General features: G+C 70.7%; 10 protein-coding genes. 7 read left to right on the plus strand and 3 right to left on the minus strand.

Features of this window, described 5'->3' with window-relative positions:
- Window positions 1-70: 70 nt before the first annotated feature.
- Entirely contained in the window at window positions 71-3,925 is a 3,855-nt protein-coding gene (locus tag AB0J53_RS36660) for a beta-ketoacyl synthase N-terminal-like domain-containing protein (RefSeq protein ID WP_364180783.1), read from the plus strand.
- Between the two features lie 88 nt (window positions 3,926-4,013).
- On the opposite strand, the gene AB0J53_RS36665 is transcribed toward AB0J53_RS36660, so the two are convergent.
- The gene (locus tag AB0J53_RS36665; RefSeq protein ID WP_219500097.1) at window positions 4,014-4,721 is read right to left on the minus strand and encodes a hypothetical protein; all 708 of its coding nucleotides are present in this window, start codon (window positions 4,719-4,721) and stop codon (window positions 4,014-4,016) included.
- 307 nt (window positions 4,722-5,028) lie between these two features.
- On the opposite strand from AB0J53_RS36665, the gene AB0J53_RS36670 reads away from it, so the two are divergent.
- The 6 genes from AB0J53_RS36670 (at window position 5,029) to AB0J53_RS36695 (ending at window position 14,365) form a co-directional block, all read left to right on the plus strand.
- Entirely contained in the window at window positions 5,029-5,763 is a 735-nt protein-coding gene (locus tag AB0J53_RS36670) for an NUDIX domain-containing protein (RefSeq protein WP_364180785.1), read from the plus strand.
- A gap of 8 nt (window positions 5,764-5,771) precedes the next feature.
- Window positions 5,772-6,878, plus strand: a complete 1,107-nt coding sequence (locus tag AB0J53_RS36675; RefSeq protein ID WP_364180788.1) for a 5'-methylthioadenosine/S-adenosylhomocysteine nucleosidase — start codon at window positions 5,772-5,774, stop codon at window positions 6,876-6,878.
- A gap of 50 nt (window positions 6,879-6,928) precedes the next feature.
- On the plus strand, window positions 6,929-8,839 hold the full coding sequence (locus AB0J53_RS36680) for a hypothetical protein (protein WP_364180791.1): 1,911 nt from the start codon (window positions 6,929-6,931) through the stop codon (window positions 8,837-8,839).
- A 136-nt stretch (window positions 8,840-8,975) separates the two neighbouring features.
- Window positions 8,976-9,518, plus strand: coding sequence for a hypothetical protein (locus AB0J53_RS36685; protein ID WP_364180794.1), 543 nt, complete (start codon window positions 8,976-8,978; stop codon window positions 9,516-9,518).
- 66 nt (window positions 9,519-9,584) lie between these two features.
- Window positions 9,585-10,439, plus strand: a complete 855-nt coding sequence (locus tag AB0J53_RS36690) for a hypothetical protein (RefSeq protein ID WP_364180796.1) — start codon at window positions 9,585-9,587, stop codon at window positions 10,437-10,439.
- On the plus strand, window positions 10,436-14,365 hold the full coding sequence (locus AB0J53_RS36695) for a CHAT domain-containing protein (protein ID WP_364180799.1): 3,930 nt from the start codon (window positions 10,436-10,438) through the stop codon (window positions 14,363-14,365). Before AB0J53_RS36690 ends, AB0J53_RS36695 begins: the two co-directional genes overlap by 4 nt.
- Before the next feature lie 160 nt (window positions 14,366-14,525).
- Here the strand turns inward: AB0J53_RS36695 and AB0J53_RS36700 are convergent, their stop codons facing one another.
- The gene (locus AB0J53_RS36700; protein WP_364180802.1) at window positions 14,526-15,404 is read right to left on the minus strand and encodes a hypothetical protein; all 879 of its coding nucleotides are present in this window, start codon (window positions 15,402-15,404) and stop codon (window positions 14,526-14,528) included.
- Window positions 15,405-15,718: 314 nt separating this feature from the next.
- On the minus strand, window positions 15,719-16,053 hold a 335-nt coding region (locus AB0J53_RS36705; RefSeq protein WP_364180805.1), incomplete at its 5' end, for a nucleoside triphosphate pyrophosphohydrolase.

The following is a 16,053-nucleotide window of genomic DNA, read 5'->3' on the forward strand; positions in this document are numbered from 1 at the left end:
CGTAGTCATCGAAGGGAAAACGAGCGCGATGGTCGATAGTCCGAGCGGGATCCGGCCGGAACCGGTGGCGGTGATCGGGATCGGTTGCCGCTTCCCCGGCGACGCCGGCTCACCTGACGCGTTCTGGGACCTGCTGTGCGACGGCCGCAACACCACCCGGCCGCTGCCCGCCGAACGCTGGCTCCCGTACGAGAACCGCAGCCCCGAGGACGCCGCCGCGCTGCGCGACGCCGTGCGCCACGGCAGCTTCCTGAACGACGTCGAGGGCTTCGACGCCGAGTTCTTCGGGCTGTCGCCGCGCGAGGCCGAGCTGATGGACCCGCAGCAGCGGATCCTCATGGAGACCGCGTGGGAGGCGCTCGAACACGCCGGCCTGCCCCCGCACGAGCTGGCCGGCACCGACGCCGGGGTGTTCGTCGGCGTGTGCACCGCCGACTACGGCAGCCGCCTGCTGGAGGACCTGCCACAGATCGAGGCGTGGACCGGCATCGGCGCCGCGACCTGCGCCGTCGCCAACCGCATCTCCTACTCCCTGGACCTGCGCGGGCCCAGCATGGCAGTCGACACCGCCTGCTCGGCGTCGCTGGTCGCGCTCCACCTGGCCGCGCAGAGCCTGCGGCTCGGCGAGAGCGACGTCGCCCTGGCCGGCGGCGTCAACCTGCTCGTCACCCCCGGCCAGACCCTCACGCTCGGCACCGCCGGAGCCCTGGCCCCCGACGGCCGGTCCAAGTCGTTCGACGCCGCCGCCGACGGCTACGGGCGCGGCGAGGGCTGCGGCGTCGTCGTGCTCAAACGGCTGTCCGACGCGCGCCGCGACGGCGACCGCGTCCTCGCGCTCGTCATCGGCAGCGCCGTCAACCAGGACGGGCACACCAACGGCATCATGGCGCCGTGCGGCGAGGCCCAGGAACACGTGATGACCAGGGCGCTGCGCCAGGCGCGCGTCTCGCCCGCCACGGTCGGCTACGTCGAGGCGCACGGCACCGGCACCCGCCTCGGCGACCCGCTGGAGGCCGGCGCCCTCGCCGCCGTCTACGGCACCGGCCGCGCGCCCGGCGACCCGTGCCTCATCGGCTCGGTCAAGTCCAACATCGGCCACCTCGAAGGCGCCGCCGGCATCGCCGGGATCATCAAGGCGGTGCTCGCCCTCCACCGCGGCGAGATCCCGCCGACCGTCCTGACCACCCCGAACCCGGCCATCGACTGGGACAGCTCCGGGCTCAGCGTCGTCACCGAACGGACAGCCTGGCCCGAGAGCGACCACCCCCGCCGGGCGGGCGTCTCCAGCTTCGGCTACGGCGGCACGGTCGCGCACATCCTCCTCGAACAGGCCCCTGCGGAAGCGGCGAAGCCGCCGGCGGGCGAGCCGGCCGGAGCGCGGCAGGGGGAGCTGTCCGCGGCGCGGCAGGGGGAGCTGTCCGGGGCGCGCCTGTTCCCGGTGTCGGCCGCGTCGGAGGCGGCGCTGCGCCAGTACGCGGGCACGCTCGCCGAACAGCTCAAGCGCCTCGACCTCGCCTCGGCCGGGCACACGCTCGCCCTGCGGCGCACCCACCTCGGCCGCCGAGCCGTCGTCATCGGCGCCGGCCACGACGAGGTGACCACCGGCCTGCGCAGGCTCGCCGACGACCTGCCGTCCGAATCCGTCCTCACCGGCGACGTGCTGCCCGACCTGGGCCCCGGCCCCGTCTGGGTGTTCTCCGGGCAAGGGTGCCAGTGGCGCGGCATGGGCCGCGACCTGCTCGCCGAGCCCGAGTTCGCCGCCGTCGTCGACGAGATCGAGCCGATCTTCGCCGAGGAGATCGGCTTCTCCCCCCGGCAGGTCCTCACCGAGGGTGCCCTGGACGGCATCGACCGCGTCCAGACCATGATCTTCGTCATGCAGCTGGGACTCGCCCGGCTCTGGAACGCCCACGGCGTGCGGCCGACGGCCGTCATCGGCCACTCCGTCGGCGAGATCGCGGCGGCCGTGACAGCCGGCGCGATGAGCGTCGCCGACGGCGCGCGCCTGATCTGCCGCCGCTCCCGGCTGCTGCGCCAGGCCGAGGGCAAGGGGGCCATGGTGATGGCCGGACTGTCGTTCGAGGAGGCGGCCGAGCGGCTCGCCGGCCGTACCGACCTGGTCGCCGCCATCGCCTCCGCGCCCGGCTCCACCGTGCTGTCCGGCGACGTCGCCGCCGTCGAGGCGGTCCTGAACGAGTGGCCCGCCGAAGGCATCGTGGTCCGCCGGGTCGCCTCCGACGTGGCTTTCCACAGCCCCCAGATGGAACCGCTGGCCGTCGAGCTCGCGGCCTCGCTCGCCGACCTCCCGTTCGGCGCGCCCCGCATCCCCATGTACACCACCGCGCTGCCTGACCCCAGGTCGACGCCCGTCCTGGACAGCGCCTACTGGGCGGCCAACCTCCGCGACCCGGTACGCCTCGCCTCCGCCACGACCGCCGCCGCGCAGGACGGTTACCGGGCGTTCCTGGAGATCTCCCCGCATCCCGTGGTCGCCCACTCCGTCACCGAGACGCTGGAGGAGGCCGGGTTCGAGGACGTCTTCGTCGGCACGACGCTCCGCCGCAACCAGCCCGAGCAGGCGACGTTCCTGACGGCGCTGGGCCTGGCGCACTGCCACGGCATCGACGTGGACTGGCGGCGACTGCAGCCCGGCGGCGGCCTGGCCGACCTGCCGCCCTACGCCTGGCAGCACCGCCGCCACTGGCGCGACGCCTCCGGCGGCGACGACAACCGCGGCCACGACGTACGCTCCCACACCCTGCTCGGGGCCGGCACGCACCTCGCGGGCAGCGCGACGCGCCTGTGGCGCACCAGCCTGGAGGACGCGAACCGCCCCTACCCGGGCAGCCACGCCGTCAGCGGCATCGAGATCGTGCCTGCCGCGGTCCTGGTGAACACATTCCTGGAGGCGGCCGGTACGGGAGCGGCCGGTTCTGGGGCGGCCGGTTCTGGGGAGGGCGCTTCGCCGCCCGTACTCTCCGATGTGGAGATGATGCACCCCCTGATGACCGCCGAACGCCGGCAGATCCAGGTCGTCCACGAGCCTCCCGCGATCCGGCTCGCCGCCCGCACGCCCGCCACCCCCGGCGAACCCGAACCCACCTGGCTCGTCCACGTCACCGCGTCGACGACCACCGCCCCGACGGCCACCGCCTCGACCGGCGCGGCCACCTGGGCCCCGGACGGCACACTGCCCGACGCGGACGCGGCCGGACTCACCCCGATCGACCCCGGCTTCGTCCACGCCCGGCTGGCCGCCGTCGGCGTCCCCACCACGGGCTTCGACTGGACGATCGAGACACTGCTGGGCCGCGACGGCGCCCTCCGCGCGACCGTCCACACCCCGCACCCCGCCGACACGCCCCCCACCTGGGCGCCGGCGCTCGACGCGGTGATGTCCGTGGCCCCCTGCGTGTTCCCCGGCGACCCGGTGCTGCGCATGGTCGTGCACATCGACGAGGTGGCGCTGACCGGCACCCCGCCGGACACCGTCATCATCGACGCCGCCGTGGACCCGGCAGCCGACGACACGGTCCTCGCCCTCCTGGCCGACGCCGGCGGCCACGTGATCGGCCACCTGACCGGTCTTCGCTACCCGGTCATCGACGCACCCGTGGCGGCCGAGGACGACCTCCAGGAGCCTGCGGAATCGCTCGCCGGGCTGTCACCGGAGAAGCTGCGCGCGTACGTCCTCGACGAGACCCGCGCGGAGATCGCGTCGGTGATGCGGCTCGCCCCGGCAGACCTGGCGATCCGCCGCCCCCTCGTCGAGCAGGGGCTCGACTCGGTGATGACCGTCATGGTCAGGCGCCGCCTGGACAAGCGCTTCGGCTGCCGCCTCCCCGCGACCCTGCTGTGGCAGCAACCCACCATCTCCGCCATCGCCGACCACCTCACCACCCTGCTCACCCCCGCCCAGGACTGACCCGCCCGGCCGACGCACCCGCGTCGGCCGGCTCCAGGTCGTCAGCTCTCCCCGGGCGAAGGTCATGCCGTCGTGCCCTCGCCCAGAATCAGCCGGCCGAGCCAGGGGAGAGCGGACCATACCGCAAGTACGAATAGAGGGCATCGGTCGGCAACGCAGCCCAATTACCCGGATAAATCTCCCCATGCTCCGGTTCAGAACAGCAGGTGATGTAATGCGTCATGAACCGATGAATCTGAACCGGCGTACGAATCTCCACGGCATTCGGAGGAATCTGCAGTTCTTGGAACGTGTGCCCCGAGTATGAGTAAGCGAGCCGCCGATCACGCGAACGCGCCTCGTTGGCCGTACGCGCGTTCCACACGCTGACCCGCAGGGACAGCGAATCCACCAGCCACAACTCGTAGTCGTCGCGATGATCGGCGAGGTGGGTGATGTAGCGGCCCATGACGGTACGCGCGACCACCTCGGCCCGCTCGGCGAACGTGATCCCGTCGGAGTGCTCGCTGGGCGCCGGGTGCCAGCCCTTGGCATGCTGGTCGGTGTATTCGACCAGGTAGACGAACTCGTCGGCGATCTCGGGTGCGCCCGACTCGTCGAGTTGATCGGCCGCCATCGCCGAGAGCCGAGCCCAGTCAGCGATGCCCGCATACAGCGTCGCCTGCTGCCTGGATGGCGGAACCCCGTCCTGGGGGGTGGTCTCGTCCAGGTTCGGCATGTTGAGCAGGGCCGCGACCTGGTGGAGCCGGCGAGGGGGAACCAGACGGTCCCGCGCTTCGGTGAGATCGTTCGTCACGGCCTTCAGTGTGGCGTGGCACCCAATGGCGAGTCATAGGAAAGCCCAAAAGATCTTCCTAGCGCTCTTCTCCTTAGGCGGAATGCGCGCTTCAGAACCCCTTTTATCCGGAAATATCCGGACAATAGCCGGGCGCGCGAATGGCACTGGCACGAAATTGTCGGTGGGGCGGCCTAACGTCCTCGGCATGACCACACCGAGCAGCCGACCCCCCATGTCCGCTTTAGCGCGGAACGTCATCGACGGATGGCGAAGCTAACCACCGCGCTACTTTTTGTCAGATTGACAAAAACGTACAGTCGGCCCCATGAGCGACGACCCATGGGAGCCGCCGGCCGTCTTGCTCGCCGTTGACCTGGTGATCCTTACCTTGCGAGAAGCGCGTCTGCACGTGCTGCTCGTCGAGCGCGGCATCGAGCCGTACAAGGGCGCCCAGGCCCTGCCGGGCGGATTCCTTCAGCACTCACAAGAAAGCCTCGTCGCCGCGGCTCATCGCGAGCTCGCGGAGGAGGCCGACCTGGATGTGGAGACGCTTTGCCTGGAACAGCTCGGTGTCTACGACGATCCCGGCCACGACCCCCGCGGCCGGGTGGTGAGCGTCGCCTTCCTGGCCATCGCCCCGAGGCTGCCCGAGCCGACCGCCGGGACCGACGCCGCCGACGCCGGATGGCAGCCCACGGACCGCGTGCTCTCCGGCGAGCTGAACCTCGCCTTCGACCACCGGCGCATCGTCACCGACGGCGTCGAGCGCGCCCGGACAAAGCTCGAACACTCCGCACTCGCCACGGCCTTCGTCGGTCCGACGTTCACGATCACCGACCTCCAGGACGTGTACGAGGCGGTCTGGGGGATGCCCCTCGACCCCCGGAACTTCTACCGAAAGATCAAGAAAACTGACGGTTTCATCATCCCGGCCGGCTCGGCGCGCAAGGCCGCGACCGGCCGACCCGCCCGGCTGTTCAGAGCCGGGCCTCGTGAGGCGCTCTACCCCCCGATGATCCGTCCCGTCGATCCGCCGAACGGAAAGGAGCAGGCGCAGTGAGCCCAGTCGTGATCCTCACCGCCCTAGACCTGGAATACCAGGCGATCAAAGAGAAGCTGACCGGCCTGCGCCTGCACCGGCACCCGCAAGGCACCCTGTTCGAGGTGGGCCGCCTGGCGAACCGGCGAGGTCGCGTCGCCCTCGCGCACGTCGGCAAGGGCAACCATTCGGCCGCGGTGCTGGCCGAACGCGCCATCGCCGAGTTCCGGCCGGCAGCTCTGCTCTTCGTGGGCGTGGCCGGCGCGCTGCACACGCACATCGCGCTCGGGGACGTCGTGGTAGCCACGCACGTGTACGCCTTCCACGGCGGTACGAGCGAGGACGACGGCTTCAAGAGCCGCCCCCGCGTCTGGCAGACCTCACACGCCGCTGAGCAGATCGCCCAGCACCTGCACCGCAGCGGCTCCTGGGCCGACGATCTGGATCCCCGCCCGCAGGTGCACTTCGGGCCCATCGCCGCAGGGGAGGTGGTCCTGAACTCCCGGCTTTCCGAGCACGCCCGCTGGATTCGCGACCACTACAACGACGCACGCGCGATCGAGATGGAAGGCGCCGGCGTCGCACAGGCCGGTCACCTGAACCGGGCACTGCCCGTCGTCGTCGTCCGCGGCATCAGTGACCGGGCCGACGGCACCAAGGAAGCCACGGACGGCCAGCAGTGGCAGCCGAGAGCCGCGGCCAACGCGGCCACGTTCGCCGCGGCGCTGGCCGAGGAGTTGTCCACCGAAGAACCCGCGACAAGGAGCACCACCATGCCTGAGACCACCAGGAACATCGCCACGGGAAACGCCCGCGTCGGAGTGCAGGCGGGCAGCGTGCACGGCGGAGTGCGGATCGCCCCCGAGACTTCCCAGCCGGAGGACCTGCCTCAGGCGCTGGCCGGGTTCCGTTCCAGCCTGTGGCAGGCCTGGGCCGACGGACGCCTGGACGAGGCGACGTACAAGGCAGCCGAAGCGGAGCTCGTCGCCGCCGATCAGGCGCTGGAGGCGAAGTCCGCGGAGCGCAAGAACACGCTGACCTTGGCGCTGAAGAAGCTGCGCGGGCTCGTCGGCGACCTGGCCGACCTGGCCGCGCAGTTGGCCGTCATCATCACCCTGGCCCAATCCCTGTCATGACGGACCCAGGACCCCACGTCGAGAACGTGGCCACAGACTCTCATGTCGCCGTGCAGGCAGGGACGGTTCACGTCGATGCCATCTACATGACGACACCGCACGATCCGCCCGAGACCAAGTTCCGGGCCGGTGTCTCCTTCCTCAAAGGCCGCATGCCAGGACCGGCGCGCCACCTCATCAACGAGGCCAGGGTCGGCTACGCCACCAACGAGGTCTACTTCTACTGGCTGCTCGCCATGGTGAGCGGCCGGACGCGGCACGAGCTGACCAAGGACGAGATCGCCCAGCTGCGGGACCGGCGTGCCATCATGCGGCTCTCGGGTGAAGACCCGTGGCGCGACGGCGTACGCATCATCGACCGTCTCCTCGAGTCGGCGGGCAAGCCTGAGGAGGACATCCGTGTCGTGGTCAAGGACCTCGACGCGCTCCGCGAACCACAGCGCAGCCTGATCCTGGAGCATCTGGAGCTGTATCTCGAGGGCCCCATCGAGGACCATCTGTGGCGTCTCGCGCTGACGAAGGCCAGGACCGAGCAGATGGCAGGGGGACGGAAGGACCGGATCTGGAAGTTCTTCCACCCGGCCCCGAAAGAGCCACTGCCCCGGACCCCGAGGCCCCCTGACATCCCGTTGTCCACGCGAGCCGGTGCAGTGACGGCCGCGGTCACGTTGGTCATGGCCACTGCCTACCTCGGCCACCTGATCCTGCAGACCGGCCGCATCCTCCTCGTGCTCGCGTACACGCTCGGCGTCGCCGGCGCCTACGTCGGTGCGCGTAACGCCGCGGACTGGCATTTCCGTGTGGTGCGCCGCCGTGCCAAGGACCGGCAGTATCTGGGGCCCACGACCAAGGCCGAGCGCGGCAGTTTCGCGAAGAGGGCGGAGCACCGCATCGACCACTACTTCGCCACGTACCTGCCGCCGGGTGTGGACCGTGACAACTGGATGGTCCATACCAGGGGCATCCGCTGCAGCCTGCGTGACGAACTCGCGGAGGTCTACGGAGAAACACGGGCCGGGGTCGAGAGGATCGCCTGGCTCATCCGGCATCGAGCGAGCGACGCCAGCACCCGCCAAAGAGAAGGCACGCTGTGGAGCTATCGTGCGGAACTCGCCACCCCGACACGGACGAAAGCCCTGGCGATACTGGGGGGCCTCACCCTCGCAGGCGCAGGCGGCTGGGCAGCGATCGGCGCCGTACCGGTCGAGCCCCTGCGCGCGATCGGTACGATCATCCTCCTGCTGATCTCCGCCTGGGTCGGTGCCCGCGCCTGGCTCCACATCGTCCTTGAGCGCCGCCGCTACGCCGCGGACCAGCTCGAAAGCGACCAGACCCTGAAGTCCGACCTGGCAGCCCTGGACCGTTGGCGCGCGAAAATGGCGGACAAACCTCGTGATGAGGAGATAGCGGACTGGCTGGACTGCGACCGGAAAGTACTCCTCGACAAGGCATTGCGGCACTACAGGCTCACCATGAGCCACGTCATCGCTCACGCCTTCATCGAGGCCCCCGCCCGATCGAGCGCCCGCGCGCGCATGAGGGGCGGCCCGTGGCGCTACAAGAAGTATCAGCTCCTGGTCTTCCTCATCACCCAGGAAGGCGTCCGCCAGCTCACGGTCACCCTCGACTTCCTGAACGCCACCTTCCACGACGAGCAGCGGCTCAACTACCGCTTCGAAGCCGTCGCCTCCGTACAGGTCAGCCAATCGGACAACGACGAGCGCACCTTCGAGCTCACTCTCGTCAACGGCGACAAGATCAGCGTCGAGGTGAGCTCCGGGTTCGAGGACCTCCAGCAGGACGAAAACCCTGGCCGGGTGTCCGAAGTGTCCCTGGATGCCGCCGGCCTCCCGCACACCCTCCACGTCCTGGAAGGCATCGCCGCAGAGGGGAAAGGCTGGGTCGAACAGCAAGAACTGCGCACGGGCCACCTGACGGCCGCGTTGGCAGATCACGCATGAAGCGCGCTCTGGCCGAGTTTTCCCGGATCGCCCCTCGGCCAGGCTTCCTGCGTCATCCTAGGCATACGGTCAGCGTCGCCGTCTCCACGGAGGGTCACGCATGTCGCTCTTCCCCTCGTCGGCATCCGATTCGCAAGTGTCGCTACGCAAGCTGGCGACCACCGATTTCCTGGTGGTCGACGCACCTCCCGCCGCGGGCGTGGCGCAGGAGGTCAGGTTCCTCGTCGTCCGTACCTCCAGGGACGGCATCGTCGGGCTGTTGCGCGGCGGTTCCACGGCAGGCCCGGATCTGGCCCCGGCGGCGGGGGCGCTGGTCGTGCCGGAGGAGACCCCGATCGGGGACCTGCTCGCGCCGGGCGCGGCGAGCCTGTTCGACATCGATCCCGACCCGGCGGGGGTGGTGCTCGTCTCGCCCACGGGAGCGCCGACGGCTGTCGTGCCCCAGGAGGTCATCGACGACTTCTTCGCCACGCAGGCCGCCGAGCGCTCGCTCGGTCCCGGGGGAGAGGCGGGCGACAACCGGTTCCCCGATCTGCCGGATCACGGCCGGCCGCACTACCGGTTGCTGTGCCGGGAGCCGGGGTGCGGCTGGCCGAACGAGATCACCGAATGGAACCGGCTCCGCCCGCTGAAATGCGGCAACCCGGTCATGGAGCACGACATCCGGCTGTACGCGTAGCCCGGGGCGACGCTGATGCTGCCGTTGCTGACAGGCCCGGTCGATCGCCGTTTCATGCTGACCGCGGTGCTCCCCGCGCTCCTCCTCTGCGCCGGACTGTTACTCCTCTGGGCGTACGTGACCGGTCTCTCCCAAGCGCTGGCCGGGTGGAAGGCGCTCGACGCCACCGTCCAATGGCTGCGCTGCGGAGCGTTCGCCGTCGTCGTCGCGTTCGTCTCGCTGCTGCTCACCGCGGCGCAGCCCAAGCTGGTCGAGCTGTTCGCCGGCACGTGGCCGACACCTCTCGGGCGGGCCGCGGCTCGCGTCTGGTCCGCCTACCACAGGGCGCGGCTGCGGCGCTGGAAACGCCTCAGCCGCACCGGATCGCGGCACCAGCAGGCCTGCGCCCGCAAGGCGCTCTCCACCGTCTACCCGTCCCCCGACGTGCCCGAAGAGGTACTGCCGACCCGGTTCGGCAACGCGCTGCGCCGCTCCGAGCAGTACGCGCGCGCCCGCTACGGCATCAGGCCGAGCTCGGTGTGGCCCCGCCTGCAGCCGATGCTCACCCAGCAGTCCCTCGTCGACCTCGCCGCCGCCCGCACGAACATGATCCTGATGCTCACCCTCACCGTGGTCGCCTACGTGTTCACGGTCGCCGCGCTGGCGGCCCTGGCGTTCTCCGGCCGCGAGAGCCTCCCGACGGCCGTGTGCGCCGCGACGGGCGTGCTCGTCACCCTGGCCGCGCACCGGGCCGCCACCCCAGCGGCGGTGCTGTACGGCGGGCATGTCGAGGTCGCGTTCGACCTGCACCGGCGCACCCTGCTCGGGCAGCTCGGGATCGAGCCGCCGGACACGCTGCAGGACGAGATCGTCCTCTGGGAGCGGCTCGCCGCCTTCTGGGACGACGGCATCCCCTTCGACGTTCCCTGGAGTGCCGGATGACCCTCGCCGACCCGCTGTGGTGGTGCTGTTTCGGCGTCGCCGTGGCCATCTGTGTGGCCGAACGCCGGCGGACCCGGCCGCGTCGCCGCAGCAGGATGCCGGCGTGGCGCCGCAGGGCCGTCCGCAACAAGCAGGCCCTCTCAGCACTGCTCGTCATAGCGATCTTGGCCGTCGTCCTCCTCGCCTTCACCCCGGTCCTGCGGCCCGTAGCGGACACGGCGGCCGGAGCCGTCGTGCTCGGCGCGTTGCTGGGGCTGCTTTCCTTCGCCGGCCTGACGTACCTGCCGGTGGCTGCCACGATCACGTACGGTCCCGTCCTGGGGGACGAAACGCTCTGGGCGGCTGTGGCGCTGCCGGTCGTCGTCGCCGGAGCGCTCGGCGAACTCGCCGACTGGTGCATGACCTCCCGGGGCTGGAGCCGGGATCCGGGCTGGCGACTCGAACGGCTCCGGTGGGCGACCTGGTCACTCCGGTCACGCAACGAGCAGCGTACGGCCGACCGCGAGCAAGGCAGAGCGGACAGGATCGCCCGTCAGCGGGCGATTCTCACCGTCCCGCCCAGCCGATGGGGTACCTTCAGCCGGACGCTGCTGTGGTCGCTGATGATTCTGCCCGGCGCCGTGGTCGTGCTGGTCTCGGCGGGAGCGTTGGCAGGGGCCGTGCCGTCCGGGCTGCCGCCCGGCTTCCTGATGGCCTCGCTGCTGGGAGGCTGGCTCGCGATCCTGGTGGTCGCCGCGTTCATCACCGTCACCAGCGGTGACGCACCGCTCGCCCGGGAGGCGCTGTCCGTCGGAGCCGTCGCCGAACTGGCCCTGATGGCGTATCTCGTCGCGGGCCCGTTCGGCGACTGGCTGGCCTCGGCCTGGCCACGGGACGGCTCGCCGCTGTGGACCATGGCCGTCGTGGGCGTCTACCTCCTGGACTCCCGCGCCCACAGGCCGATCCGCACGTCCGTCCCGGCGATCAACGCCGCGTACGCGGTGGTCATGTTCCCGGTCGGGCTGCTGGCGCTCACGCTGTCGGACAGAGGACTGACGCTGCTGCTCATCGGCACGCTCGTGCACCCCCATCCCGGCATCGTCATGGCCGGGCTGACGCTCAGCATGATCTACGTGTTCCGTGCCGGGCTGGTGATGTGGCGCCTGCCGAACCCGAGGGTGACGATCGCCCAGCTGCGCCGCAGCCCCGAACTGCAGCGGCTCAAGCTCTGGGGATCGTGGCTGCACACGTGGGAGAGCGGACTCCCGCAGCGCAGAGGCATGGATCTCATCCGGTGGCTGGGGATCGTCCCGCTCCAGATGAGCCAGGGCGTGCCCGTACACCGCCGGGGTGCGGTCCACCAGCAGCCGGGGCTGTCCGACCAGCACATGCTGCCGCTGTTCGACCTGGTGGAGGAAGGGCTGGAGCTGGCCGGGCGGGTGGCAGAACGCCAGCCGGACACCGTCCAAGACGTGATCTTCGAGGCCATCCGCGCGGAACGGGGATGGGCGACGCTGATGCACTCGCAGACCCTGCTCGCCCTGCGCCGGATCGAGGAGGCGGAGATCCTCGGCGCGCAGGCCGTGGAGCTGTTCGACCGCACCGAGCGGCGGTCCGCCGCCGCGCTTGCCCGGGTCGCGCACGGCCTGACCCTGGCCGAGCTCGGCAGGGACGGCGACGCGCTGCGGCTCCTGCGCGGGGTGGCCGAGGACACGGCGATCGATCCCGGGGTGCGGGAGCTGGCGGCTCGGCGCGGGGTCCCCCTTGCCCCGCCCGGGGCGGACCAGGCCTCCTGGCTCGAGCTCGCGGGAAGCGTACAGTCCCCGGCGGCATTCAAGGCGTTGCTGAGCGAGGACGAGGAGCCGCGCGGTGAGCGATATCCGCCGCTCACCCGGCACGCGATCCTCGCCGTCGGCCGGCGGATACTCAAGCGGCTGCGCCGGTCGGCCGCCGACAAGACGGCGCTCTATCCGACACCGTTCACCGCGCACCTCGAACTGCTCGCGGGCGCGCGCGAAGACGCGTCCGACGGCCGGACCCGACGGGCGCGGCGGGAGCTGCGGCGAGCCCTGGCCTGGGCCAAGGCCAACGGCCAGCGGCTGGCGGCGGCCGAGACCGGCATCGAGCTCGCCCGCCTGGACCGCATGGTCGACCCCGGCAACGCCTACCGGCTGCTGTCCGAGGCGCGCGCCACGCTGGAGGAACTGCGCGCCGACTACCTGGAGCCCGACGCCCGGATCACGCAGGGCAGGCTGCTCGCCGAGGCGTGCGCCATGACGGTGGACCTGCTGACCGCCGGTGTGCCCGGCCCGGCCCGGCTGTGGCCGTCGGATCCCGCCGCCGCCGCGCTGGAGGTGAGCGAGCTCGGGCGGGCGCGTGTCCTGCTGGAACTCCTGGGCGACGGCGTGCTGAGCAGGGCGAGCGGGCACTGGGCGGCGGCCGAGCGCCGTGCGATCGAGGCCGAGGCCGCGGCGCGTACCAAGGTGTCCGGCACGGACGGCGCCGCCAGGGCCGCGGCGATCGGCGCGTGGCGCACCGCGTTGCGGGAGCTGAACGAGGTCTGGGCAGGCATGGAACGCCAATCAGCCGCACCGGAGCTGGCCGAGTACGCGGCACTTCGCCGGGGTACCCCGGCCGGAACGAGCGAGATCCGCGCGCTCCTTACCGGGTCCACGACACTGCTGCTCGCCTTCCACGTGACCGAGGGGCCCGTGGTCACCTTCGGCGTCACCGGCGCGCACGACGGGGTCCGGGTGAACCGCGACCCGCACTCCGGCCTGAAGGCACGAACCCCGGATCAGCGCCCTGGCCAGGCTCCGGGCACGCCGAAGGAGCTGGCGAGCCGGTTCCTGGCCGAGGCCAGGGAGAACTACGCGGGCCTGCCGGCCCCCGCGCTCCGCTGGAGCGAACCGGGCGACGTCATCTGCCTGGTCCCGCACGGCCCGCTGCACCAGGTGCCGCTCGGCGCGCTCGACATCGATCTCGGCGACGGGGTCACGGGCCCTTTGATCACCCGCAACCCGGTGGTCTACCTGCCCAGCGCCTCGGCGCTGCGGCACGTCCGAGCACGTACGAAGCCGCGTACGGGCGGGCGAGCGGAGACCCGGCGAGCCGGGGCGATCGTCGTGGCGGACACGATGGCCGACGCGCCCGTGGTGCACGGCCGCCTCCAGGCCGCCGATCTGGCCGCCCGGTTCGACGCCCGCGTCCTCAGCGGAGCCGAGGTCACGAAGGAGCGGGTCCTCGCCACCATCGCCGAACAGGGCCGCCTCGACCTGCTGCATCTGGCCTGTCACGGGTTCTTCGACTCCGAGGAGCCGCTCAGGTCCGGCGTCCATCTGGCGAGAGGCGACCTCCTGACCGCGGCGGACATCCTCGACCTGCGCCTGGACGCCGACCTGGTGACGCTCGCGGCCTGCGACAGCGGGCTCGGCAGGCACCGCCCCGGCGACGAGCTCATCGGCCTCACCCGCTCGCTCCTCTACGCCGGAGCGGCGTCCGTGCTGGTCACGCTCTGGAAAGTGGAGGAGATCTCGACCGTGCTCCTGCTGCGCGAGTTCTACGCCCGGTGGGCGTCCGGCACGTCGAAGGCCGAAGCGCTTCGCCAGGCCCAGCTCTCGCTCGCGGCCCTCCGCCCGGACCGGCTGATCTCCTACCACCAGCAGATCCGCGCCGAGCTCGGCTCATCGGACGCCGGCACGCGACGACAGCTCGATCGCGGATTCGCCGACGCGCTGCTCAAGGCCCGCCGGTTCGCCGAGGCGTACGCGGCCTACGAGGAACTGCTCGCGGCCGCCGCGCCGGACTCGCCGGAGGCCCTGGAGCTCACCGCCCTGCTCGCGCGCTCCCGCCGGGCGAGCAGGGCAACGCCCGCGCCGACCGGCTACCGGCCTTACGCCGATCCGTACTATTGGGCGGGGTTCACCCTGGTGGGCGCCTGGGAGTGACCTTGAGCTGCGGTAAGTGGACGGCCATCGCGTGATCCTTCGAACGGTGTGCATCCACGAAGGAGGCCAGGCGATGGCCGCAGATCACAGTGTGACGGCCGAGCAGTCGCCGGCCAGGCAGATTGAGACCGGGAACTCCGACTTGTCGCACGGCGGGGCCTTAGATCTGATCGGCGGCTGCCGAGTCGTCCGAATCCTGGGTCACGGGTTCCGGGCCGTTACGGAACCGGTAGCCGGTCGACCGGAGATGCCGGTATTCGAGCACGGCCAGCACCAGGGCCGTGGCGGCACCGCAAAGGTTCAGCGTGAGCCACAGCCAGTCGGGCACGCCCTTGGTGTCGCGCGCGATGAGCTCCTGGCCGCTGATCAGCAGCATGAGCACCGTTGTGCCGATCGGCGCGAGCAGCGGATGGACCTCGCCCATCCAGAACCCGGTGCGCGCCGCCCAGTAGATCGTGCAATACCAGAGGCAGAAGAACCAGGGAACGAGAACGATCGCCAAGAGTATCGCCAGGAGAACCCAGAGTGCCGCGCCCCCTGAGGCGTTGATGTCGATGTCACTGGTGAACTCGGCCTCACCATTGGCCAGCGAGGCGAAACTGAGGTTGCCGGACGCGGCGAAAATCAACACGATCGGCAGGTAGAAAAGGGCCAGCGCGAGCACCGAGCGTCCGATCAGGCGCAGCACGCCGGGCAGCAGCTGGGCGCGAAGTCCGGAGCGGGTCACGATGAATATCGTGAGCAGCGCCAGCGGCAGCAGGATGACGGCCAGCCGCCCGGTTTCCATCGCCTTCTGGATGATGTTGCCCCAGACGTCCTGGTAGTGCGAGGTCGCCACCAGGATCACGCCGAGGCCGATAATCGACCGCCAGAAGGCCAGCCGGTCCAGCATCCGGTCCTTGGGCGACGGGCCGACCCGGGGCTTGTACAGGAACTTCGCGGTCATCCAGGGAAAGAGCACGGTGGCGACGACGCGCCAGGTCGATTTGCGGCCACTGGGCTCGAGCCTCTGACCGTCGTTCGTCTGCACTGCGGACATCTGGCTCCTCTGCGATATCAACCCGGTACCGCGGACCCTCGTCTAGCAGGTTGACCGAATAGCCGGCGGGTTGGTTCGCACATCCGGTCAAATGTGAGTGGAGTCACAAAGTGCTTGGCGAGCCGATCAACTCGGACAGCGTCGCAGGGCTGCTGGAGCAGCGGGCCTGGGCTGCGCGTTTGTCGGTGGCGTGCTCTAGCTTGCTTATACCGACCGGCGTGGGAGGCAAGGATGAACGCTGCCGAACTGCTTGAGCCGCCCAAGCTGTGGGAGGCGGCGGAAGTTCTCGGCCGTCCCGGCCCAGGCGGGTACGGTCACGCGAGGTAGAGGCGTTCGCGGAAGGCTCCGCGCTCTTCACGTTTGGCCGCGGCGACCGCTTCGATCGTGGCCCAGTCGTGCCCGTGGACCGCGGCCAGAGCGCGTAGGACCTCGTACACGTCAGCGATCTCGCCGGATACCTCGTCTGGTGACGCCTGCCCGAGCTCGGTGGACTCCTCGAACAACTTGGCCACCAGGGCATCTCGGTAGGCGTCCTCGGGGAGCACCGTGACGGCCGGTTCCTGGCCGCTCTGGCGAATGATGTCCGGAATTTTGTCTCGCACCAGTTTCCCCATGTCCCGGAGTCCTCCAAGGTCAGTACGGCAGAGGT

Origin of the sequence: Nonomuraea sp. NPDC049725, from assembly GCF_040674795.1 — a bacterium.
Classification (GTDB): Bacteria; Actinomycetota; Actinomycetes; order Streptosporangiales; family Streptosporangiaceae; genus Nonomuraea; species Nonomuraea ceibae.

Excerpts from the sequence above, each read along its gene's own strand:
- AB0J53_RS36670 (WP_364180785.1), top strand. The coding sequence starts at position 5,029 with ATGAGCGACGACCCATGGGAGCCGCCGGCCGTCTTGCTCGCCGTTGAC.
- AB0J53_RS36695 (WP_364180799.1), top strand. The coding sequence starts at position 10,436 with ATGACCCTCGCCGACCCGCTGTGGTGGTGCTGTTTCGGCGTCGCCGTG.
- AB0J53_RS36700 (WP_364180802.1), bottom strand. The coding sequence starts at position 15,404 with ATGTCCGCAGTGCAGACGAACGACGGTCAGAGGCTCGAGCCCAGTGGC.